Raw genomic sequence first — 22,595 nt, 5'->3', positions numbered from 1 at the left:
ATTGCGGCCGGGCCAGGCTACAGTCTGGTGTATTCGGGCAGATCGGTCGCGCCGAATTTTCCGGGGTCCCGGCACAATCGGTGCGGCGGCGAAAATTACACGGGAGGTCCGACATGGCGCTGGAGATGAGAAACCGCTGTGAACGCTGCGAGGTTGCCGAACTCCCAGCCGACGGCCCGGCCCGCATCTGCTCCTACGAATGCTCCTTCTGCGTGCCCTGCGCGGAAACAATGAACGACGTCTGCCCCAACTGCGGTGGCGAGCTGGTTGCCAGGCCGCGACGTTTGAAATAATCCTGAATCTGGCTCTGGCCACGGCGTTTGTCCTGCAATAACCTGCTCCGGTGTTTGACGCAGGACTGTCCCGCCGCCGCTTGCTGGCCGCGGGTGCGGCGTTCGCCGCGGGATTCGTCACCGCCGGATGCGGTGTGGCCAACGGCAATTCGTCCGAGAAGGTGCTCGAACCGCCTTTGAGCCGGACCGATCTGAATGTGACGCCGGTGCGCGCGCCCATGGCCGCGGCCCTCGATCCCAGCGCCATCGCGGCCAAGTACGCGAACCGGAAGCCGCAATCCTGGGGCACCGATATCTCCGGTGTGGTCAGCAATTTCAATGCCGCGGGCAAACAGTTCCACGTCACCTTCGACGCGTGCGGCGGTCCCGGCAACAACGATATCGACGAGAATCTGCTGAGTCTGCTGATCGCCCAGCAGATTCCGGCCACCCTGTTCCTGAACAAGCGCTGGATCGACGCCAATCCGGCCCGCGCCGGCCAGCTGGCCGCCAACCCGCTGTTCGAGCTGGCCAATCACGGCACCGCGCACCGGCCGCTGGCGGTGAACGGCCGGGCCGCCTACGAGATCAAGGGCACCGGCTCCGCGCAGGAGGCGGTGGACGAGGTGTGGGGCAATCACGAACGATTGGTCGCGCTCACCGGTCACGGGCCGCGCTTCTTCCGGCCGGGCACCGCGCATTACGACGATCTGGCCGTCTCGATCGTCGGCGAACTGGGCGAGACCCCGCTCGGCTACACCGTCAATGCCGATTTCGGCGCCACCGCCACCGCCGCCCAGGTGCAGGCGAACATGAGCAATGCCAAGCCCGGCGGCATTTCACTGGCCCATATGCACCGCCCGAATTCCGGCACCGGCCCGGGCATGTACGCCGCGCTGCCCGCCCTCAAGGCCAACGGCTTCCAATTCGTCCGGCTGCCCTGACCTTTCGAGCCCTACTGTTCGCGGGAAGCTGCCCAGTCGATCGCCACCGATTCGCCGCGATCGACGGTGAAGAAGGCGGCTGCCAAACGGCAGCCCAGATCCACCAGCTCCAGCGCGGCCAGCGGCACCGGCTGGACGACCCGCACCCGCCACGGCGCCGGCTCGTCCCAGGCGTGCAATTCCAGGTCCAGCCGCAGCACCGGATTCTCACGCCCGCGGTAGTCGGCGGCCACCGGGGTGGCTGCCAGCACGGTGGCCTGGGCGCGGCGGCCGTGCGCCAGGATCTTGGCGATATTGGTCCGGGTGGCCTCCTCGGGCGCGGGCAGATACAGCGCCACCCGCTCCCGATCGCCCGGATCCACCCGGCAGGCGATGATGTCGCCGGGCTGCATCCATTCCAGATCGGCATTGCTCACCCGCTGCCGCACCCGGATCTCGTACGGATGCTGATCCTCCACCCGGATCCGCACCCAGAACTCGTGCCCGCCGTCGGACCGCTCGGCCTGATCCAGCACCGTCGCGATGCCCTCGACGCCGTGCACCAGCAACTCGCGCCGGGCCGCCGGTTCCAGCACCGGCCCGTGCCGATGCAGTCCCCGGGAACCGAATTGCGAGGACAGCCGGGTGAACAGGCCGGGGCGGGGCGCGGCCGGCAGCCCTTGCGCGCGCCCGGGATTCGCGGGGGCGGGCGGCTGGTCGGCGTCAGGGTCCGAGCGGTCGGGCGCGGCCTTGTTCATGCTGCTGCACGGTAGTGGGTCTGTGTCGGGTGCCACAGCGATACCCGGTGTTTGCCGAATCGGAGGTCCGATGGTGTTGCAGGGCCTACCCACTCGCAGCTGAGACCTCCGCCACGCACTACCCTTGTCGCCATGACCTCTGCGTTCCCGACCATCCCCGACGATCTCAAGCCCGCCGATGGACGGTTCGGCTGCGGCCCCTCCAAGGTCCGCCCCGAGCAGCTGCAGTCCCTGGTGGATACCGGCGCTTCGGTGTTCGGCACCTCCCACCGGCAGAAGCCGGTCAAGGAAGTGGTGGCCCGGGTGCGCTCCGGTCTGCGCGAATTGTTCTCCCTGCCCGACGGTTACGAGGTCGTGCTGGGCAACGGCGGCACCACCGCGTTCTGGGACGCCGCCGCGTTCGGCCTGATCCGCGAGAAGTCGCTGCACCTGAGCAATGGCGAGTTCTCCTCGAAGTTCGCCTCGGTGGCCAAGGGCAACCCGTTCATCGGTGACCCGATCGTGGTCAAGTCGGAGCCGGGCGACGCCCCCGAGCCGACCTCGGACCCGTCGGTCGACCTCATCGGCTGGGCGCACAACGAGACCTCCACCGGTGTGGCCATTCCGGTTTCGCGCCCGGCCGGTTCGGAGCACGCGCTGATCGCCATCGACGCCACCTCGGGCGCGGGCGGTCTGCCGGTGAACGTCGCCGACTCGGACGTGTACTACTTCGCGCCGCAGAAGTGCTTCGCGGCCGACGGCGGCCTGTGGATCGCGCTGATGAGCCCGAAGGCCCTGGAGCGCGTGGAGGAAATCAAGAACTCCGGTCGCTGGGTGCCGGAATTCCTGTCGCTGCCGATCGCCATCGACAACTCCACCAAGGACCAGACCTACAACACGCCCGCGCTCGCCACGCTGTTGCTGTTCGCGAATCAGATCGAATGGCTCAATGGGAACGGCGGTCTCGATTGGGCCGTGAAGCGCACCGCGGATTCCTCCTCGCGCCTGTACTCGTGGGCCGAGACCAGCGAGTTCGCCACCCCGTTCGTGCAGAACCCGGCGCTGCGCTCGCAGGTCGTCGGCACCATCGACTTCGCGGACACCGTGGATGCGGCGCAGGTGGCGAAGGTGCTGCGCGCCAACGGAATCGTGGACACCGAGCCCTACCGTAAGCTGGGTCGTAACCAGCTGCGCGTGGGCATGTTCCCGGCCATCGATCCCGAGGACGTGTCGCAGCTGACCCGCTGCATCGATTGGGTCGTCGAAAAGATCGGCTGACACCGGAAAATGCCCTGACACACAGGGCCAAATGAGACACAGTATGCGGCGCGGGAGTCTGGCGACAGATTTCCGCGCCGCGTGTCTTGCCCCACGATTCACAGAAGTGCACTACTGTTCCAGAACGTGGGCGGTGTCGCGAGCCGACGCGATAAGGAGGTAACGGTGCGTGAACTTCGAGTAATCGGGTTGACGCCCGATTCCACGCACATCGTGTGCATCGATACCGAGACAGGCCAGAAGTACCGGCTGGCAGCGGATGACAAGCTGCGTGCGGCTGCCCGTGGAGACCTTGCCCGATTCGGCCAGATCGAGATCGAAATGGAAGCCACGATGCGTCCTCGCGATATCCAGGCCCGTATTCGTGCCGGTGCTTCGGTGGAGCAGGTGACCGAAGAGTCCGGTATGCCGCTGTCTCGGGTCGAGCGTTTCGCGTATCCCGTTCTGCTGGAACGCGCTCGGGCCGCCGAGCTGGCGCAGAAGGCGCACCCGGTCCGCAACGACGGCCCCGCCGTGGAGACCCTGATCGACATCGTGGCTGCCGCTTTCGCGGAGCGCGGGCACAATATCGAGGTCGCCGAATGGGACGCCTGGAAGGACGAGAAGGGCTACTGGGTGGCCCAATTGCAGTGGCAGGCCGGTCGTTCCGTGATCGCCGCACACTGGCGCTACCAGCCCGACGCGCACGGCGGCTCCGTGGTGCCGCTGGACGATCCGGCCTCCGACCTCATCGATCCCGACTTCGGCCGGGCCCTGCGCGGGCTGGCCAGCATTCTGCCGGATCAGACCGAGGGCGCCATGGATCCGGCGCCGGCGCCCGCGCCGCGCACCGAGCGCGCCGCCGAATACGAGGCCGCGCCCGCCCGGGCCACCGGTCACCAGACGCTCGACGGGTACTTCGAGCAGCGGGCCGCGGTCGGCGCGGACACCGTGCCGGTGCCCGCCGCTGCCGCCGCTCCCGCCCCCGTCGCGCCGAATCCGCCTTCCGCGCCGGATCGTTCGGACCGGGTCGCCGATCGCCAGCTGGAACGTCCCGTCGTGGAACGTCCCGTCGTGGAGCGTCCGGTGGTGGAGCGTCAGCCCGCCGAGCGTCAAGCCGCCGAACGTCCGGTGGCCGAGCGTCCGGCCGCCGTGGAACGTCCGGCGGAGATTCCCGCCGAGCGCCCCGCGCCCGAGCGTCCCGCCGCGCCTGCCGCCCCCGCCATTCCCGCGGAGCGTCCGGCCGCCGCGACTACCGCCGAGCCCGCCGCCGAGGCGGCTCCGGCTCAGCCCGCCCCGAAACCCGCTGCGCAGAAGCCGAATCGGGCCAAGCGCGGCGGCAAGGCCCCCATGCCGTCGTGGGAAGACGTCCTCCTAGGCGTGCGCAGCTCGGGTCACTGACCCTTCGACTGGCCGTTTCGCCCGGTTCCACCCCATTGGATGCTGACTAGTTGCCAGCCATCGGAACCCGCTGTGTGATCACAGCGGGCCGGTTTCGGTCCGGCGCGCCGGGAACAAGGTTGCGCAACTGCGACATTTCGGCCGTGGCGGGGGTAGATTTTTGGTAGTGGCAGTGATTGCGAGTCCGGCTCGAACGCTGTGGCCGGACGCCGATCGCTCGAAGTTGCTAAAAAGTAGCCAGCCCAGCGGTATCGGGCCGGTGCGCGAAGAGTTCGGGAGGTGCCGGAAAGTGCCATCCACCGTTTCGTCCCTCTGGTACGTCGATGCCCCCGACCCGGTGGCCGTGCTGCGCGCGCACCCCGGGCCCGATCCCGAGGCGGCGTGGGCGCTGGCCCGGCAGCTCAATCCGGATCGCGATGTGGTGCCCGCCGCCTCCGGCACCATGAAGGTCTGGGCCGGACCCGATCCCGAATCCGTCTATATCGGTTGCTATCCCGGCGTCACCGTCGTCTGCTCCACCCAGGCCGCACTGGCGCGCCCGACCCTGCTGCCGGAACTGCTGGTGCGCCCGCTCGCCTCCGAGCACACCTACCTGGTCGCCTACGACCTCGCACTCGGCTGGGGCGCGTTCGCGCATTGGGAGCGTGGGGAATTCCGGCGCGCCTTCAGCTCGACGCGGGTCAATATCCTGGAGGACGAGGGCCTGCCGCTGGTGTGGGAGCGTGAGCACTGGGCGGGGGAGCATCCCATCGAACTCGAACCGGGCCAGCTGCCCGACCCGCAGCTGCTGCCCTTCGATCCGCCCGATTTCGCCGATGCCGCCAATCAGGAATGGCTCGGATTCCATTACCGCGGAAAGTCTTCGGCGGAGGCGCTGACCTCGGATCAGATCGAGGTGTGCGGGTTCTCGCTGTTCCCCAAGGGGCAGGCGCCGATGCCCGAAGCGCCGCCGGAGGTGCGTCTGGAACCCGAGAACGGCAAGCGCGGCCTGTTGCGCTGGCTGCGCGGGCGCGACCGGGTGTCCTGACGGCTCAGGCCAGCAGCAGCGACAGCCAGCCGAACAGCACGCCGCCGGCCAGTCCGGCGATCACCCACCGGGTCACCGGCGCGTACCGCCAGCGCCACGCGGTCGGGGTGGCCCCGCCGACCGCGATCAGGTTCACCGCCACCGCCAGCAACGGATGCACCTGTGCGAGCGCCTCCCCGAACGCGTACACCCCGGCCGCGGTCAGCACGCCGACGAAGATCGCCACGGTGATCCCGGCCGCCCACGGGGTCGGCTCGGAGTACCCGTACCCGTAGGGGCCGTCCGGCGGATAACTCACGGGGCTGCTCCTGGATTCACTCGGCACGCACTCTCTCGTAGAACGCCATGGCGGCGGCGGTGGCCACATTAAGCGAATCGGTCCCCGGTGTCATGGGGATACGCGCGCGAATATCGCTGGCCGCCATGGTCTCCTCGGTGAGCCCGGGACCCTCCGCGCCCAGCAGCAGCGCCACCTTCGCGCCGGTCATGGCCGTGGACAGCAACTCCGCCTTCGGGTTCGGGGTGAGCGAGATGATCTGGAAACCATTGCGGCGCAACAGTTCCAGACTGCCCGGCAGCGGCGGCAATTGCGCGAACGGCACCCGCAGCACATGGCCCATGGACACCCGCACCGCGCGCCGGTACAGCGGATCGGAGCAGCGGTCGCCGAACAGCACCGCGTCCGCGCCCAGCCCCGCGGCATTGCGGAAGATCGAACCTAGGTTCTCGTGATCGTTGATGCCCTCCAGCACCGCGACCGTGCGGGCCGTCGCGAGCACCTCCGCGGCGCTCAGTTCGGCCGGACGGGCGGCCGCCGCCAGCACCCCGCGATTGAGGTGGAAGCCGACCACCTCCGCCATCACCTCGGCGGTGGTCCGGTAGCAGGGCACGTCCACCCCGCTCAACTGGTCGGCGAGCTGCTCGAATTTAAGAGCCGACGACCGTGTTCATGATGGTTCCGGCACTAGTCGCGGTCGCACCGCCCAACATGGCGTTGGCGATCATCTTCGGCGACTGCAGTCCGCCGCCGCCCCACTTCTCCCAGGCGAAGCGTCCGCCGCCGTAGGTGATGGCGGCGATGCCCGACATCTGGGTGAACCAGGTGAAGTAGCGGAACAGTTTCATGAGTTTGTCCGCCATGGGCGGCGTTTCGGCGGTGGGGTTGCCCATCTGGGCGAGAACCGAGCCGTACAGGTCGTGCGCGGCCAGCATCATGCTCACGATCGTTTCCTCTCCGGTACCGGGTGGCGCGGGGGTGGAGCCGTGGAGTGGAGCAAACGGGTCGATTAGAGCAATTCGGGCATGATTTTAGCTCGACGAACCGCCGATTGTTGCTGATTGGTTGCTAATTGGCTTACTTCCGCACGATTTCCACCGGATCGGCCAGCATGGTCGCGATCTGCGATTGCTGGCCCACACTGCGCTGCGGCAAGGTGTTCAGTGCCTGATCGGCCTGCTTGCCCAGGGTGTTGGTGATCGCCTGCAATTGGGTGACGCCGGCCGTGAGCGTCTGGATGGCGGTGGTCACCTGGGTGCGGGCGGTGTCGGCGATCTCCGGAATGCTCTTGGCCAGATCCGCCCCCTGATTCAATTGCGAACCCGCGTCGCCCAGCCGGGAGCCGGCATCGCGGAGCAACTGCCCGATCTGGGTATCCGGGGTGACGGTGGTTCCGGTCAGCGCGGCGAACCCGCTGAGCTGGTCACTCGCCTGGTTCGCGATGTTCTGCAGGCCCTCCAGCTGGGTGATGACCGAGGCCAGCTGCGGGTCGGCGGCGAAGGGCAGCCCGCGCAGAACCGGCAGCACGATATTCAGGCCGTTGCTCAGCTGGCTCGCGGTCGAGGTCACCTGACCGAAGGTGACGCCGGTCGAATCCAGCGTCGCGGCAAGCTGATTGGCCTGCGAGGTGGCCGCGTTCAAGGTGGAGTTCAGTGACTCGATGCCCGAAGTCAGCTGCGCGGCACCGGTTTTCGCCTGCTCCAGGAAGGAGAGCATATCGTCGGCGCTACCGGTGAACTGGCTCGCCCCGTCGGCCGCCGCCTGCACGCCCGCGCCCAGGATGTTCGCGGTCAGCGCCACCTGCGAGACCTGCCCGCGCGCGGAGTTCATGCTCGCGAACAGCGTGTCCAAGCTGCTCGCGCCGATCTTCTTGGTGACCTCGTTGACGGCCTCGTTCACCAGGTTCGGGTCGGCATTGTCATTGGTGGTCACCGTGACCTGCGCCTTGTGCGGTTTGTCGGTGGCCAGCGAGGCGATGGAATCGGAGAGATCGGTAGGCAGGGTGACGATCACCGCGTAATCGTCGGTGGACGCCTCCTCCACCTCGGTCCAGTCCCGGGTTCCGCTGTCCTGCAAGGCTTTCACGATGGTGGCGCCGGTCTTGCCGGTATCGGCGTCGATGATCGCCACCGCGGTGGGCGCATTGACGGACCAGCGCAGATAGCCGACCGCGCCGGCCGCGACGGCGACGGCCGCGACGAGTACCAACAGGACCAGGCGGGTGCGTTTTCCGGACACCATAAAGACCGTAGAGGTATTGATTGCGTTCGGCTCTGGCGAATGTCTGAGAGTTCGGTAAAGACCGTCAGCCGGGCAGATCCAGCACCAATCGCGCGCCGCCCAGCGGCGAATCGTCGAAATACGCCCGGCCGCCGTGCAATTGGGCCTGCTGCGCGACCAGTGCCAAGCCCAGCCCGGAACCGCCCTTGCTGGCCCGGCTGCCGCGGAAGAAGCGCTCGAACACCGCTTCGCGTTCCGCCACCGGAATGCCGGTGCCATTGTCGTCGACCACGATCACGATATGCCCGTTCACCGCGCGATAGGCGGTGATCAGCGCTTCGGTGGCGCGGCCGTGCCGGGCGGAATTGGTGAGCGCGTTATCGATGGCCAGGCGCAATCCGGTGGGCAGCCCGCGGGTGATCAGCTCCGGCGGGGTGTCCATGTGCACCTTCAGGGTCGGGAAGTGCCGCATCGCGTCATGGGCGGCGGCATCGCACAGCTCGCTGACATCGGTGATCACATGATCGCGTTCGTCGGTGAGATCGCCGCGCGCCAGCCGCTCCAGCGCGGCCAGCGTGGCCTCCACCCGGTTCTGGCCGCGCTGCAGGTCGGCGAGGATCTCCCGGCGCTGCGCCTCGTCCAGGTCCAGGGTGCTCAGCACTTCCAGATCGGTGCGCATGGCGGTGAGCGGGGTGCGCAATTCGTGCGCGGACACGGCGGCGAAATCGCGCGCGGTCTCGAGCGCGGCGGCGGTCTCGGCCTGCGCCCTGTCCACCCGTTCCAGCATGGTGTTGACCGCCTCGGCCAGCTTCTCCGATTCCTTGACGCCCGAACCGTCCACCGCCGGTGCGGGTTCCGCGTCGTCGTCCAGCCCGCGCCGGTCCACCTCCCGGGTGAGATCGGCGATGGGCCGCACCGCCCGCCCGCCGAACAGCCAGCCCAGCGCGGCCGAGGCGGTCACCGCCAGCACCGCGGCCAGCAGCACCCAGCGCCGCTGATCGGAGGTGGCCTGCTCGGTCTTGGTGGTCGGAATGCCCAGGGACACAGTGATTTCGGAATTGCGATCGGCGGTATTGGTGGTCAGCACCCGATACGTGTCGCTGCCCACCGTCACGGTGCGATTGCCGGGGGTGAGCTGGGGCAATTGCACCGAGGTGCTGGCGATCACGCCGTTCTGATTGCGCACGGTCACCGCGAATTCCGCATTGGCGCCGAGCAATTTGATGACCTGTACCGCGAACACCGGCTGCACCAGGATCACCTGCGAGACCATGCTCAGCTGCTGATCGGTCTGGGTGAGATTGTTGCGTTCGATGGCATAGATGGTGACCCAGCTCAGAATGGCCACGATTATGGTCGCGCCCAGCGCCGCCGCCGCCGCGACGCGGGTGCGCAGCGAATAGGAGTGCCGGCGTTTGACCGGCACTTCCGCGGCGACATCCGGTGCGGCGGTCATTTCGGCGCGCGCAGTACGAATCCCACGCCGCGAATGGTGTGCAACAGCCGCGGGGTGTCGTCGATCTCGAGTTTGCGGCGCAGATATCCGACGAACACGTCCACCACATTGGTGTCGGCGGCGAAATCGTAGCCCCACACCAATTCCAGCAGCCGTTCCCGGCTCAGCACCACCCCGGCACTGCGCGCCAGCGTGGACAGCAACTCGAATTCCCTTTTGGTGAGCTCGATTTCGCGTCCGTGCAGCAAAGCCCGATAGCCCGCGACATCGACTTCCAAGGGGCCCACCGTGATCGCGCCCGGAATCGTGGAGGCGGGCACGTCGGAGCGGCGGCGCAGCAGCGCTTTGATCCGCGCCACCAGCTCGGCCAGCACGAAGGGCTTGACCAGATAGTCGTCGGCCCCCGATTCCAGCCCGGCGATGCGATCGTCGACCGAACTGCGCGCCGACAGCACGCAGATCGGGACCTCGTTGCCCATCGCCCGCAGCGCGGTCACCACGCCCGCGCCGTCCAGCACCGGCATATTCATATCGAGCACCACCGCATCCGGCGATTCCTCCGACACGCTGCGCAGCGCCGCACCCCCGTCCCGGGCGATCAGCACCCGGAAACCGGAGAGCCGGAGCCCGCGTTCGACCGATGCGAGCACATCCTCGTCGTCGTCCACGACCAGGACGGTAGGTAGCTCTCCGCGTTCGACCACGGGCTCCATTCTGCCGTCGCTACCTCAGTAGTTGTGGCAGGAGTCGGCCACCTGCTGGATGGCGGCGGTGATTCCGCTCGCGTTCGGGTTGTTCTCGGCCTGGCCGGCGGCGTCCGGGTTGGCGGCGAGGTAGGCGTCCAGTTCGGCCTGGCGGGCCTCGGGGGACTGCTCGAACTTGGCCTTCAGCTCGGCCTTGGTGTCCGGGTTCTGATCGAGGATGGAGGCCAGGGCGGGGGCCTTGGCGTGCAGCGCGGCATCCACCTGCGACCAGGTGCAGGTCGTATTCAACAGGGGCGCAACCATATCCGCGGGGCTCGCGGAGGCGGTGGCGGGAGCCAGCGCCAGCGCGACGGTGGCGAGCGCACCGGCGCCGAGCGCGGCGGCCGTCCGGCGATTGCGAACGATTCTCATCGTCGACCTCTTCCATCATCAGGACGCGAATCCCTCGATTCGCGCCCGCCCGACGCTAATTCACCCGCATGGGAGCGGGATGAGCGCTTTCTGAGAAGCCTGTGAGGGAACCTCGCCCGGGGCTTCGCCCCGAACCCCGAAAAGGGGGTGTGGGGGCCTGGCCCCCGCACCCCTTCGTCTGTCAGGACGAAGCCGTCGGCTCCGCACCGCCGGGCGCGTTGGGGTCGATGCGGCGGATGGGCATGGTCAGCGCCGCGGCGGCTTCGGCGGCGGCGATCCGTTCCTTGTCCTCCATGAGCGTCACCGCGTCCCGGATCTGCTTCTCCAGGGTGGGCAGCATGGCCGCGTCCTCGATGGTCGGCGGTACCTCCCACGGATCCCCGGCGGCGATCTGGCGCATGGTGCGGCGCAGGATCTTTCCGGACCGGGTCTTGGGCAGCGCGCTCACCGCGACCACGTCGTACAGGGTGGCGATGGCCCCCACCCGCTCGCGCACGCGGTCGATCACCTCGCGGCGCAGCTGCTCGGCATCGAGATCGACACCGGCCTTGAGCACCACGTATCCGATCGGCCGCTGGCCCTTGAGCTCGTCCGGGATGCCCACCACCGCGGTCTCCGCGACCGCCGGATGCCCGGCGATGGCGGCCTCGATCCCGCCGGCCGAAAGCCGGTGGCCCGCCATATTGATCACGTCGTCGCTGCGCCCGAGGACATAGAGGTAGCCGTCCTCGTCGAAGAATCCGGAGTCGCCGGTCAGGTAGTGGCCGGGATAGGCGGACAGATAGGAGCGATCGAAGCGCGCGTCGTCCCGCCACAGCGTGGTCAGCGTCCCGGGCGGCAGCGGCAGCCCGATGACGATATTGCCCTCGGTGTGCGGCGGCACCGCATTGCCCTCGGAGTCCAGCACCCGCAGCCGGTAACCGGGCACCGGCACCGAGGCCGAACCCACCTTGATCGGCAGTTGTTGCAGGCCGAGCGGATTCGCGCAGATGGGCCAGCCGGTCTCGGTCTGCCACCAGTGATCGACCACCGGGCAGTCGGGCCGCGCGGCGAGCAGGGTGCCGACCGCCCACTCGTAGGTGGCCGGATCCAGGCGCTCGCCCGCGCAGAACAGCGCCCGCAGCGAGGACAGGTCGTGCCGGTGCGCCGCTTCGGCATTCGGATCGGCGCGGCGGATGGCCCGCAGCGCGGTCGGTGCGGTGAACATCACGTGCACCTTGTACTCGTCCACCAGCCGCCAGAACGTGCCCGCGTCGGGGGTGCCGATCGGCTTGCCTTCGTAAAGGACGGTTGTCGCGCCCACCAGCAGCGGCGCGTAGACGATGTACGAATGTCCCACGACCCAGCCGATATCCGAGGTCGTGCACATGACCTGGCCCGGGCCGACGTCGTAGATATTGCGCATGGACCAGGCCAGCGAGACCGCGTGCCCGCCGTTGTCGCGCACCACGCCCTTGGGTTTCCCGGTGGTGCCGGAGGTGTAGAGGATGTAGAGCGGATCGGTCGCGGCGAGGGATACCGGATCGGCGGGCTCGGCCCCGGCCATCGCCTCGTCCCAGTCCAGCCAGTGCGCCGCCACGGTTTCCGTTGACGCGGGCAAGAATTCGGTGGCCGCTTGTTCGGCAGCAAAACGAATGGTCGGAAAACCATCCCGCTGCTTCACCAAAACATTACGGACAGCGGTGGTTTCGGCGATATCCAGCGCTTGTAAAACGATCGGTGGATATTCGATGCGGCGGCCGGGTTCCAGTCCGCCGGAGGCTGTGATTATCAGCACAGGCTCGGCATCGTCTATGCGAGCGGCCAATTCGTGCGCGGCGAACCCGCCGAAAACCACCGAGTGCACAGCCCCGATGCGAGCGCACGCCAGCATTGCGATGACCGCTTCGGGAATCATCGGCATATAGATGACGACGCGATCACCGGTCCGAACGCCAAGGCGCAGCATGGATCCGGCAAATCGGGCAACTTCGTCCAGTAACTCGGCATATGTGTAAACACGCCTGGCGCCGGTCATAGCCGAGTCGTATATTAGGGCGGGCTGATTGGCGCGACCCCCCTCCTGACCGCTGTTCTCACCGTCCGGGTCTGTGATCTCGCGCACATGCCGATCCAGCGCGTTGTAGGAGGTGTTGAGGCGAGCGTCCGGAAACCAACGGGCAGTCGGCTTGGCCTGATTGTCGACAATCTGGGTGGGAGGTACGTCCCAGCTGATGGTTTCGGCCGCGGCGAGCCAGAACTCGGAGGGATCGACCAGGCTCAGCTGATACGCCGGTCGGTACTCCTGCTTCGCGTTCAACCCCGTTGCTCCCTGCTCCGCCTGGTGTCCCTTACGAGCGGCCCATGTGTCCCTTACGAGCGCTGATGATGCCCGCCTCGATAGATCAGCCTGATTGTGGCAGACTTCACGCGACGTCCGGGCGGACGCCGCGACCTTTGATTTTGCCTGCAAACGGCAGGTCAGAGACCGGTGGTTGCCAAGAGGTCACACAAGAAGTTATTGATCCGTTAGAATCGCATGTCACATATTTCGGCCGTCATGGACGCAATTTCTCGGCCAGCCGCCGTTCTCGGTCAGCACCGTCTGACGAGCCAAGCGTGCGATCGCGGAGGCTCGCTGATGGCGCGTGGCTGGGGCCAGTTTGGAAAGTGCGTGGGAGATGCGTGACGCCGCAAGGTCCGGCAGCAATAAGCGCTGGGCGCTGAGCAACTGGGACCTGCGATGGAAGGTTACGGCGGTGCTCGCCGTGCCTTTGTTGGTCGCGGTTGTGCTCGGAGCGTCGAGGATCTCGGCCGAGTTCGCCGAGTCGAGCCGTCTGTCGACGGCTGTCGATCACGTCGGGGTGATCCCGGCGATCACCGGTTTGAGTGCGCAGGCGGCCCAGGTCGCCTCCGGTCAGATGGTCATGCTGGGCCCGAACCAGTCGCTGACCTCCGACCCGGAACTCGTGCAGTTGGATACCGCCATCCAGTTCGCCGAGAAGGCCGCCTCCCGATTGAGCGATATCCCGAGCGCGCGTTCCGCGCTCGACGACATGATCGTGGGCGCCAAGCAGGTCAAGGCCAATGGCCTGGCGCCGTCCAAGTCCATCCCGGACACCGTGGCCCAGGTCGAGCGGATCCGTGGCAACAGCGTCCGCACGGTGGAATCCATCGTGTCGACCGTGTCCGACAAGAATGTGGACCAGGCCAAGCTGCGCCTGGTCGACTCGCTGAACTCCCGCTGGATGCTGTTCAACGAAGTCGCCGGCATGGCCGAGGCGCTACGCAGCACCAACCCGAAGGACGGCGTTCGCGACATCCAGATCGGCGTCAATACCGAGCGGCAGATGCTCGCGGTGCTCGCGCACCGCTTCGCCGACGGCGACCCGATCATCGCGGAACTGCAGCGCCAGGCCGACACTCGCGTCCAGTTGGTGAACAGCCCGACCGCCATGGCGGGGCAGCTGCCGGTCACCGAACTGAAGGACTCGCTGGTCGCCTCGATCAACGGGTATCAGACCATCGCGACCAATGCGACCAAGGACATCGTGTCCCGAGTCGACACCATCGCCTCGACCGCGCGTACCGACGCGATTCGCTACACCATCATCGTGGTCGCCACCATCCTCGGCGCCATGGCCCTGGCCGTGCTGATCGCGCGCGCCATGATCGTGCCGCTGCGCCGCCTGCGCCTCGCCGCGCTGCGCGTCGCCGAATACGACCTCGCGCAGGAGGTCACCCAGCTCCGTGACGGCGCCGATCCCGAAGAGGTGCCGCTGGAACCGATGCCGGTGCACACCGACGAGGAAATCGGCCAGCTGGCCCGCGCCGTCGACGACATCCACGGCCAGGCGCTGCGCCTGGCCGCCGACCAGGCCGCCATGCGTACCCAGGTCAACGACATGTTCGAGACCCTGGCCCGCCGCTCCAAGTCGCTCGTCGACCATCAGCTCTCGCTCATCGAGGCGATGGAGTACGACGAGAAGGACCCGCGCCTGCTCGAAAACCTCTTCCGCCTGGACCATCTCGCCGCGCGTATGCGCCGTAACGGTGACAACCTGCTGATTCTCGCGGGCACCAAGCAGCGCCGGACCAAGTCCGCGCCGGTCGAGATCGCCGACGTGCTGCGCGCCGCCATCTCCGAGGTGGAGGACTACGAACGCGTCAAACTGGGCGCCACCCCGCGTGGTTCGCTGGTCGAGCCCGCCGCCTCCGACCTCGCGCACCTGTTCGCCGAGCTCCTGGACAACGCGCTGCGCGCCTCTCCGCCGGAGACCGACGTGAAGTTCACCTTCGCGCAGGCGCACGACCAGGGTCTGCTCATCGAGGTCGCGGACCGCGGCATCGGTATGCCCCCGGCCGAAATGGCCGAGATCAACCGGCGTTTGGAAGCCGTGGCCGAGGTCGGCCCGGACACCGCCCGCCACATGGGTCTGTTCGTCGTCGGCCGGCTCGCGGAACGGCACGGTCTGACCGTGCGCCTGCGGCCGACCTTCGACACCGCGCGCGATCCCGGCGTGACCGTGACCGTGCACGTGCCCAAGCCGCTCATCGTCTCCGGCGGTGGCCCCATCTCGGTGCCGCCGCAGGGTAATCCGCAGCCGGCTCCGGCGCCCGCCGCCCAGGGCGCGGGCAACCAGGCCGGTGCGCCGTCCTCCATGCAGATGCGGGCGGTCACCCGCACCGCCACCGGCAATGTGATGGTCACCGTGGATCCCGGTGTGAGCGGGCCGATTCCGGCGGGCGGCAAGCCCGCGGTCTCGCCCGCCCCCGGCGCCCCGGCGCCCGCCGCTCCTGCTCCGGCCGCCGCTTCCGCGGCCACCGGTCTCCCGCAGCGGGCCCCCGGCACCTCGGTGCCCGGCGGTCTGCCGCAGCGCCAGCCCGGCGTGAACGGCCCGACCGTCAAGCACACTGTCGCCGCCCCGGCCGCTCCCGGCGGGGCGAGACCCGGGCTACCCCAGCGGGATCCGGGTGCACACGGCCCGGCCGCCCCGCAGTCGCAGCCGGGTGCGAACCTGCAGCCGCGGCAGCCGGGTGAAGCCCCGGCCGCGCCGCGCGGCGGACTCGCCGCCAATATGCTCAAGCGCCAGGGCGGCGCGGGCGGATTGCCGCCGCGTCCGGGCGCACCGGGGGAATCGGGAATGCCGCAGCGCGGTCCGGGCGGACCGGGCGGTCTCCCGCAGCGTGGCGAGGGACCCAACGGGGTTCCGCAGCCCGGTCAATCGGGGGCCGCTCCGAAGCGCGCGACCCCGTCGGTCGGCCTGCCGCCGCAGCGTGGCGGCGCGGATTCCGGTCTCCCGCAGCGTGGTGACGCCGCCGGCGGGCTGCCGCAGCGTCAGCCCGGCGCCAATGGCGCACCCGGTCGCGAGCCGGGCCTCGGCCAGCCGCAGCGTTCCGCCTCGGGCGGGCTGCCGCAGCGCGAGCCGGGTACCAACGGCGCCCCGCAGCGGGAATCGGGCCTCAACGGTGGTCTCCCGCCGCGCGATGCGAAGGGCTCCGGCCTGCCGCAGCGTGGGGATACTCCCGGTGGCCTGCCGCAGCGCGGCGATGCCGCGGGCGGTCTGCCCCAGCGCGGTGACGGGAATGGTCTTCCGCAGCGCGGTGATTCCGCGGGTGGTCTGCCGCAGCGTGGTGACGCGAACGGTCTGCCCCAGCGTGGGGACGCCGCAGGTGGTCTGCCGCAGCGTGGCGACGCCCCCGGTGGCCTGCCGCAGCGCGGCGATGCCGCGGGCGGTCTGCCCCAGCGTGGCGATGCGAATGGTCTTCCGCAGCGCGGTGATTCCGTGGGTGGTCTGCCGCAGCGTGGTGACGCGAGCGGTCTGCCCCAGCGCGGGGACGCCCCCGGTGGCTTGCCGCAGCGCGGTGATGCCAAGGGTGGTCGCCCGCAGCGTGGCGAGGTGAGCGGTCTTCCGCAGCGTGGGGATGCCCCGGGTGGTCTGCCGCAGCGCGGTGACGCCACAGGCGGTCTCCCGCAACGGGATTCGGGTAAGCACGGGCTGGCTTCGCGTGACGGGGCCTCCGGTCTTCCGCCACGTGACGGAGTGACGGGCTTGCCGCAGCGTGGGGATGCCTCCGGTGGCCTGCCTCAGCGTGGACCGGGCGGCTTGCCGCAGCGCGGTGACGCGAACGGTCTGCCCCTGCGTGGGGATGCCGCGGGTGGTCTGCCGCAGCGTGGGCCGGGTGGTCTGCCGCAGCGTGGTGACGCGAACGGCCTGCCGCAGCGCGGCGATGCCCCCGGTGGTCTCCCGCAGCGGGGCGATGCGCTCGGTGGTGGTCAAGCGCTGGGAGGTGGAGCGGCGCAACGGGATCCGTTGCGCGATCCGCTGCCCGACGCGCTGCCGCAGCGTGGCGCGAACGGCCTGCCGGTGCGCGATCCGGGTGCGGGTCTGCCGCAGCGCCCGGCCCCGATCCCGGGTGTCGGTCTGCCGCAGAACGATTCCGGCGATCCCAAGGATCGCGGACGGCATTCCTTCCGCTCCAATCCGCAGAAGGCGGCCTCGTTCTTCCAGACCCGGTTGCAGCCGGCCGCCGGTGACAGCGATGTGTCCTTCGGCACACCGATTTTCGCGGAAATGATGTCTGCCTGGCTGTCCGATCCGAACGCGGACCGGTCCCAGGTGGCCGCTTCCTTCGAATCACCGGGCGATGAGGGTTGGCAGGCGGCCCGCCGCGCGGTTGAATCCTCTGCGGAGAAGCGGACGGCCGCCGGTCTGCCGCAACGCGATCCGGGCAACCGGCTCGTGCCGGGCGGTGTCAACGGAAACGCTGACAAAGCCGCCCATCGCGACCCAGAATCCATCAGGTCAAGTCTCAGCCGTCACCAGCAGGGCGTCCGGGATGGCCGCGCGATGAAAGCTATGAACCTAACCGGAGATAAAGGAGACCGATGAACCCCGATCTAGGTGGTACGAAGCGTCAGCTGGATTGGCTGGTTTCGAACTTCGCCAATGAGGTTCCCGGCGTTGCGCATGCCGTCCTCGTGTCCGCCGACGGCCTACTCATGGCCGCCAGCGCCCAGCTGCCTGTGGATCGTGCCGAACAGCTGTCCGCGGTGACCGCGGGCCTGGCCAGCCTCTCGGTGGGTGTCTCGAACCTGTTCGAAGGCGGCACCGTGCTGCAGTCCGTGGTCGAGATGGAGCACGGTTACCTACTGCTCATGGCGGTCGGCGACGGCTCGTACCTGGCGGTGCTCACGAATACCTCGTGCGACATCGGCCAGGTCGGCTACGAAATGGCGTTGTTGGTCGAGCGAGTGGGCCAGACAGTTCAGGCCACACCTCGCGTCACGATGGGTTCCTGATGGCGGGATGGACATAGACAACGAACGCGTCGGTAGCGCCGAGCCCAGCCTCGTCCGCCCATACTCCCTGACGGCCGGTCGCACCCGGCCGAAGGTGGAGTTGGCCCTGGAGGCGCTCGTCGCATCGCATCCGGTCGCCCTAGAGCGGCAGTTCGAACTCACCAATATCGAGACGTCAATCGTGGAGTTGTGCAGAGAATCGCCGTCGGTTGCCGAAGTAGCCGCACGCCTGGGTATCCCGATCGGGGTAGCCAGGGTGCTGGTCGCCGACCTCATCGAAGCCGGCCATGTGCGGGTATCGGCAACATTGAAAGACGATTCCAGCGACGATGAACGTCGCGAGCTGATCGAAAGGGTTCTCAGTGGACTCCGGCGTATTTGATTCGACGACACAGGTCGACACGCGCACCAGCAAGCCCACGTCGGCGAAGATCGTGGTCGCCGGTGGTTTCGGTGTCGGCAAGACCACCCTGGTCGGTGCTGTGTCGGAGATCGTTCCGCTGCGCACCGAGGCTTTGGTGACCAATGCCAGTGTCGGCGTGGACTCTTTGACCGGAGTCCCGTCGAAGGCCACCACCACGGTGGCCATGGACTTCGGCCGCATCAGCCTGGCCGACGACCTGGTGCTGTACCTGTTCGGCACGCCGGGCCAGTACCGCTTCTGGTTCATGTGGGACGACCTGATCCGCGGCGCCATCGGCGCGGTGGTTCTCGTCGACACCCGCCGGTTGGAGGACAGTTTCGCGGCCGTCGATTACTTCGAGGCGCGCAACCTACCCTTCCTGGTGGCCATCAACGAGTTCGACGATGCGCCGCGGTATCCGGTGGAGGATATTCGCCAGGCCCTCGCGGTCCCGGCGGATACCCCGATCATGTCGATCGACGCCCGTCGCCGGGAGCCGGTCAAGCAGGCGCTGGTCGCGGTCACCGAGTACGCCCTCCGCAAGGTAGTGCAGGGCTACTGACACACGCGGAACCGGCGTCGGCCGCAGCGACGTCGGGGCCGGTTAAGCTCGCGCCGTGAAGATCTCGGCGCGGGAGCTGCTCGGCGAATTGCTCGATCCCGGATCCTTCGTGAGCTGGGATCGTCCTCCGTTGGAGGTCGCCTGTTCGCCCGAGTACGAGGCTGATCTGCTGGCCGCTGCGGCAACGGCGGGTACCGACGAGTCGGTGCTCACCGGGGAGGGGTTGCTGCGCGGACGGCGAGTCGCCGTGATCGCGTGCGAATTCGCTTTTCTCGCAGGGAGTGTGGGAGTAGCGGCCGCCGAGCGCATCGTGTCGGCGGTGGAGCGCGCCACCGCACTGGGCCTGCCTCTGCTCGCCTCGCCGACCTCCGGCGGGACCCGGATGCAGGAGGGCACAGTCGCTTTCGTGCAGATGGTGAAGATCGCGGGCGCGGTCGCGGTGCACAAGGCGGCCGGGCATCCGTATCTGGTGTACCTGCGCAATCCGACGATGGGCGGCGTCTTCGCGTCCTGGGGATCGTTGGGGCACATGACATTCGCCGAGCCCGGGGCCCTGATCGGGTTCCTGGGCCCGCGCGTCTACAAAGCCCTGTACGGCAGGGACTTTCCCGAGGGCGTGCAGACCGCCGAAAACCTGTATCGCAGTGGGGTAATCGACGGCGTGGTGCCGGTGACCATCTTCCGCCGTATCGCGCACCGTTCCCTCACCGTTCTGTGCGACGCACCCCTGTCGCCGCCCGAAAAGGAAAGCGATCCACGCGATTTCGATCGTGGCGTGGGGATATTCGAAGCCGGGCACGAGTTGTACGGGCCCGCGCTGCGAGAAACCGACGACACACCGGCATGGCAGTCCGTGCTGATTTCGCGTCGTGCCGACCGGCCTGGTATCCGGGAGTTGTTGCGGCATGTAACCGACCGGGTTCCCTTGTCGGGCACCGGGCAAGGGGAATTGGACCGTACCGTGCTGCACGCGCTGGCGCGGTTCCGCGGGCAGCCGTGCGTGGTGTTCGGACACGATCGGGCGGGGCAGTCGCCGGATCTGACCATGGGCCCGGCGGCATTGCGCGAGGCGCGGCGCAGCATGTCCCTCGCGCAGGAGCTGCGGGTGCCGCTGGTGCTGGTGATCGATACGGCGGGGGCGTCACTGTCCCGGGAGGCCGAGGAACGCGGTCTCGCACCCGAGATCGCCCGCTGCCTGGCCGATCTCGTGACGCTCGATACGCCGACCGTCTCGGTGCTGCTCGGGCAGGGGAGCGGCGGGGGCGCGCTGGCGCTGCTGCCGTCGGACCGGGTGCTCGCCGCCGCCAATGGCTGGCTCGCGCCGCTGCCGCCGGAGGGGGCCAGCGCCATCGTCTACCGAGATATTCGTCACGCGCCGAAAATGGCGGCTCGGCAGGGCATTCGGGCCAAGGACCTGCTCGCGAACGGCATCGTCGATCGCATCGTGCCGGAGTACCCCGATGCCGCGGACGAACCGGTCGACTTCGCGCAGCGCATGATCACCGCCATTGCCGGTGAGCTCGCCGAACTGCGGGCGAAACCCGTCGAGGAACTGCGCGCGGCCCGGCGGCTGCGCTACCGCCGCCTGGGAGTTGCTGAAAGTTAGCAATTTCACAGTGTCTCTACCAGGGCTAACACGCCGGTCGGAGTGGTTGACGGCCCAGTGAACCGCTCCTACCGTCGATTGCGTGACTTACAGGAGCGAGACCAGCCCAGTGCCTTCCACCATCCTCAACGATGGCACGGTCATGCCGCGCCTCGGCTTCGGAGTCTTCCAGGTCAGCACCGACGACTCGATCGCCGCGGTCAGCACCGCGCTCGAGGTCGGCTACCGGAGCATCGACACCGCCGCCGTCTACGGCAACGAGGCCGAGACCGGCCGGGCCATCCGCGAATACGGGATCCCGCGCGACGAGGTCTATGTGACCACCAAGCTGTGGAACGCCGACCAGGGGTACGACGCCACCCTGCGCGCCTTCGACGCCAGCCTGGAGCGGCTCGGCCTGGACTACCTGGACCTGTATCTGATCCATTGGCCGATCGCCTCGGCCGGACTGTTCGTGGACACCTTCCGGGCGCTGCAGGCCATCAAGGCGTCGGGCCGGGTCGTCTCCATCGGCGTCTCGAATTTCACGCAGGAGCATCTGGAGCGGGTGATCGCCGAAACCGGTGAGACCCCGGTGGTGAATCAGATCGAGCTGCACCCGCACCTGTCGCAGCCCGGGCTACGCGCCTTCCACGCCGCGCACGGCATCGCCACCGAGGCGTGGAGCCCGCTCGGTCAGGGCGCCGCGCTGAAGGATCCGGTGCTGCTGGCTATCGCCGAGGAGACCGGCCGGACCGCGGCCCAGGTCATCCTGCGCTGGCATATCCAGCTCGGCAATGTGGTGATCCCCAAGTCGGTCACCCCGGCCCGGATCGCCGAGAACTTCAATATCTTCGACTTCGAGCTGAACGGCGATCAGATGGCCCGGATCGCTGCCCTGGACAACGGCGGTCGCATCGGACCGGATCCGGACGTCTTCACAGCGGGTGCGCCGCAGTAGCGATCCCCAGGTACTTCGTCAGCTCCACGGCCGCGGCCCGCCCCGCCCGGTTCGCGCCGATGGTGCTGGACGAGGGCCCGTACCCGATCAGATGAATGCGCGGATCGGCCGCGACCTGGGTGGCCAGCTGCCCGGTCATGGTGATTCCGCCGCCCGGGCCGCGCAGCCGCAGCGGCGCGAGATGGTCCAGCGCACTGCGGAATCCGGTCGCCCACAGAATCGCGTCGGCCCGCTGGAAGGTCCCGTCCGCCCAGCGCACCCCGTCGGCCTCGAGGTGATCGAACATCGGCTTGCGCTCCATCACCCCGCGCGCCCGGGCCGCCCGCACCGCCGGCGTATCCGCCAGCCCCGTCACCGACACCACCGATCCGGGCGGCAATCCGCGCCGCACCCGGTCCTCCACCATCGCCACCGCAGCCCGCCCCTGCTCCGGCGCGAAATCCCCACTGCGGAACACGGGTTCGCGCCGCGTCACCCAGGTGGTGGTGGCCACCCGTGAAATCTCGTCCAGCAATTGCACGGCCGTGATCCCGCCGCCCACCACGATCACATGCTGCCCCGCGAACTCGTCCGCGGTCCGATAGTCGTGCGCGTGCAACTGCCGCCCCGCGAACTCCGCGGCCCCCCGGTAATAAGGAATGAACGGCTTGTCCCAAGTCCCCGTCGCGTTCACCAGCCCCCGCACCTTGAACGTCCGCTCGTCCCGCGTCTCCGCGTGCAACAGCCCGTCCACCTCCCGATCCGGGCACGTCACCGCGGTGGCCCGATCGCACACCACGCTCACCGATATCGGCCGCTGCACCCGCAGATCGAACTGCTTCTCGTACAACTCGAAGTAATGCGGCACCGCCGTAGCCGCCTGCGCGTTCTCCGACCCCGCCGGCAACGTCTCCTCGAACGACATTCCCGGCAGATCGTGCACCCGATTGACAGTGCTCAAAGTCAAAGACGGCCACCGGAACTGCCACGCCCCGCCCGGCGCCGGCGAATGATCCACGATCAGAAAGTCACGCTCGGGCCGCAAGCCCAGCCGGCGCAGGTGATATCCGACCGACAGACCGGCCTGACCCGCACCGATGACCAAGATGTCGACATCGGGTGTTGCTGTCACCGGCCC

The 22,595-nt window shown here is 68.4% G+C and carries 20 protein-coding genes and 1 pseudogene; 11 read left to right on the top strand and 10 right to left on the bottom strand.

All coding sequences use genetic code 11. From position 1 onward, the window contains the following. Positions 1-113: 113 nt before the first annotated feature. Both LTV02_RS27910 and LTV02_RS27905 read left to right on the top strand, forming a co-directional pair. On the top strand, positions 114-293 hold the full coding sequence (locus tag LTV02_RS27910; RefSeq protein WP_084536291.1) for a DUF1272 domain-containing protein: 180 nt from the start codon (positions 114-116) through the stop codon (positions 291-293). 50 nt (positions 294-343) lie between these two features. Beyond that, positions 344-1,216 carry a polysaccharide deacetylase family protein gene (locus LTV02_RS27905; protein ID WP_233034809.1) on the top strand — a complete coding sequence of 291 codons (873 nt, stop codon included), beginning with the start codon at positions 344-346 and terminating at the stop codon, positions 1,214-1,216. Between the two features lie 11 nt (positions 1,217-1,227). Here LTV02_RS27905 and LTV02_RS27900 read toward each other — a convergent pair whose 3' ends face one another. Beyond that, entirely contained in the window at positions 1,228-1,953 is a 726-nt protein-coding gene (locus LTV02_RS27900) for a hypothetical protein (RefSeq protein ID WP_233034808.1), read from the bottom strand. 132 nt (positions 1,954-2,085) lie between these two features. Here LTV02_RS27900 and serC point away from each other — a divergent pair, with 132 nt between their 5' ends. The 3 genes from serC to LTV02_RS27885 all read left to right on the top strand — a co-directional run bounded on the left by serC (position 2,086) and on the right by LTV02_RS27885 (position 5,617). Further along, positions 2,086-3,210: a phosphoserine transaminase gene (gene serC, locus LTV02_RS27895; protein WP_233034807.1), complete on the top strand. Its 1,125-nt coding sequence runs from the start codon at positions 2,086-2,088 to the stop codon at positions 3,208-3,210. A gap of 165 nt (positions 3,211-3,375) precedes the next feature. Continuing rightward, positions 3,376-4,590: a septation protein SepH gene (sepH, locus tag LTV02_RS39345; RefSeq protein WP_269821563.1), complete on the top strand. Its 1,215-nt coding sequence runs from the start codon at positions 3,376-3,378 to the stop codon at positions 4,588-4,590. Positions 4,591-4,879: 289 nt separating this feature from the next. After that, positions 4,880-5,617: a DUF6928 family protein gene (locus LTV02_RS27885; protein WP_233034806.1), complete on the top strand. Its 738-nt coding sequence runs from the start codon at positions 4,880-4,882 to the stop codon at positions 5,615-5,617. A 4-nt stretch (positions 5,618-5,621) separates the two neighbouring features. On the opposite strand, the gene LTV02_RS27880 is transcribed toward LTV02_RS27885, so the two are convergent. The 8 genes and pseudogenes from LTV02_RS27880 to LTV02_RS27845 all read right to left on the bottom strand — a co-directional run bounded on the left by LTV02_RS27880 (position 5,622) and on the right by LTV02_RS27845 (position 12,984). Further along, on the bottom strand, positions 5,622-5,915 hold the full coding sequence (locus LTV02_RS27880) for a DUF2537 domain-containing protein (protein WP_067723114.1): 294 nt from the start codon (positions 5,913-5,915) through the stop codon (positions 5,622-5,624). 16 nt (positions 5,916-5,931) lie between these two features. Then, positions 5,932-6,537, bottom strand: a pseudogene (locus tag LTV02_RS27875) (TrmH family RNA methyltransferase); the annotation flags it as partial. A gap of 7 nt (positions 6,538-6,544) precedes the next feature. Further along, positions 6,545-6,832, bottom strand: a complete 288-nt coding sequence (locus tag LTV02_RS27870) for a hypothetical protein (RefSeq protein ID WP_174564492.1) — start codon at positions 6,830-6,832, stop codon at positions 6,545-6,547. A gap of 139 nt (positions 6,833-6,971) precedes the next feature. Beyond that, complete coding sequence (locus LTV02_RS27865; RefSeq protein WP_233034805.1) at positions 6,972-8,135, bottom strand: YhgE/Pip domain-containing protein; 1,164 nt, start codon at positions 8,133-8,135, stop codon at positions 6,972-6,974. Between the two features lie 64 nt (positions 8,136-8,199). Further along, the gene (locus LTV02_RS27860; protein WP_233034803.1) at positions 8,200-9,570 is read right to left on the bottom strand and encodes a sensor histidine kinase; all 1,371 of its coding nucleotides are present in this window, start codon (positions 9,568-9,570) and stop codon (positions 8,200-8,202) included. Then, the gene (locus tag LTV02_RS27855) at positions 9,567-10,283 is read right to left on the bottom strand and encodes a response regulator transcription factor (protein WP_067723121.1); all 717 of its coding nucleotides are present in this window, start codon (positions 10,281-10,283) and stop codon (positions 9,567-9,569) included. Before LTV02_RS27855 ends, LTV02_RS27860 begins: the two co-directional genes overlap by 4 nt. Before the next feature lie 15 nt (positions 10,284-10,298). After that, positions 10,299-10,685 carry a hemophore-related protein gene (locus LTV02_RS27850; RefSeq protein WP_233034799.1) on the bottom strand — a complete coding sequence of 129 codons (387 nt, stop codon included), beginning with the start codon at positions 10,683-10,685 and terminating at the stop codon, positions 10,299-10,301. 181 nt (positions 10,686-10,866) lie between these two features. Continuing rightward, positions 10,867-12,984, bottom strand: a complete 2,118-nt coding sequence (locus LTV02_RS27845; protein WP_233034797.1) for an AMP-binding protein — start codon at positions 12,982-12,984, stop codon at positions 10,867-10,869. A 361-nt stretch (positions 12,985-13,345) separates the two neighbouring features. Between LTV02_RS27845 and LTV02_RS27840 the strand changes: the two genes are divergently transcribed. The 6 genes from LTV02_RS27840 (at position 13,346) to LTV02_RS27815 (ending at position 21,478) form a co-directional block, all read left to right on the top strand. Then, positions 13,346-17,557, top strand: a complete 4,212-nt coding sequence (locus tag LTV02_RS27840; RefSeq protein WP_233034796.1) for an ATP-binding protein — start codon at positions 13,346-13,348, stop codon at positions 17,555-17,557. Further along, on the top strand, positions 17,554-17,967 hold the full coding sequence (locus LTV02_RS27835; RefSeq protein WP_029930951.1) for a roadblock/LC7 domain-containing protein: 414 nt from the start codon (positions 17,554-17,556) through the stop codon (positions 17,965-17,967). Before LTV02_RS27840 ends, LTV02_RS27835 begins: the two co-directional genes overlap by 4 nt. Before the next feature lie 7 nt (positions 17,968-17,974). Further along, positions 17,975-18,349: a DUF742 domain-containing protein gene (locus LTV02_RS27830; RefSeq protein ID WP_067531005.1), complete on the top strand. Its 375-nt coding sequence runs from the start codon at positions 17,975-17,977 to the stop codon at positions 18,347-18,349. Then, positions 18,330-18,932, top strand: a complete 603-nt coding sequence (locus LTV02_RS27825; RefSeq protein ID WP_174567189.1) for a GTP-binding protein — start codon at positions 18,330-18,332, stop codon at positions 18,930-18,932. The genes LTV02_RS27830 and LTV02_RS27825 overlap by 20 nt, the downstream gene beginning before the upstream one ends. A gap of 55 nt (positions 18,933-18,987) precedes the next feature. Further along, entirely contained in the window at positions 18,988-20,538 is a 1,551-nt protein-coding gene (locus tag LTV02_RS27820) for an acetyl-CoA carboxylase carboxyltransferase subunit alpha/beta (RefSeq protein WP_233034795.1), read from the top strand. An 82-nt stretch (positions 20,539-20,620) separates the two neighbouring features. Beyond that, on the top strand, positions 20,621-21,478 hold the full coding sequence (locus LTV02_RS27815; RefSeq protein WP_408639264.1) for an aldo/keto reductase: 858 nt from the start codon (positions 20,621-20,623) through the stop codon (positions 21,476-21,478). Here the strand turns inward: LTV02_RS27815 and LTV02_RS27810 are convergent. Next, entirely contained in the window at positions 21,456-22,589 is a 1,134-nt protein-coding gene (locus LTV02_RS27810) for an NAD(P)-binding domain-containing protein (RefSeq protein ID WP_233034794.1), read from the bottom strand. The genes LTV02_RS27815 and LTV02_RS27810 overlap by 23 nt on opposite strands. Between the last annotated feature and the right edge of the window lie 6 nt (positions 22,590-22,595).

Origin of the sequence: Nocardia yamanashiensis (assembly GCF_021183565.1) — a bacterium.
Taxonomy (GTDB): domain Bacteria; phylum Actinomycetota; class Actinomycetes; order Mycobacteriales; family Mycobacteriaceae; genus Nocardia; species Nocardia yamanashiensis.
This window is presented reverse-complemented; position numbering and strand designations above follow the sequence as displayed.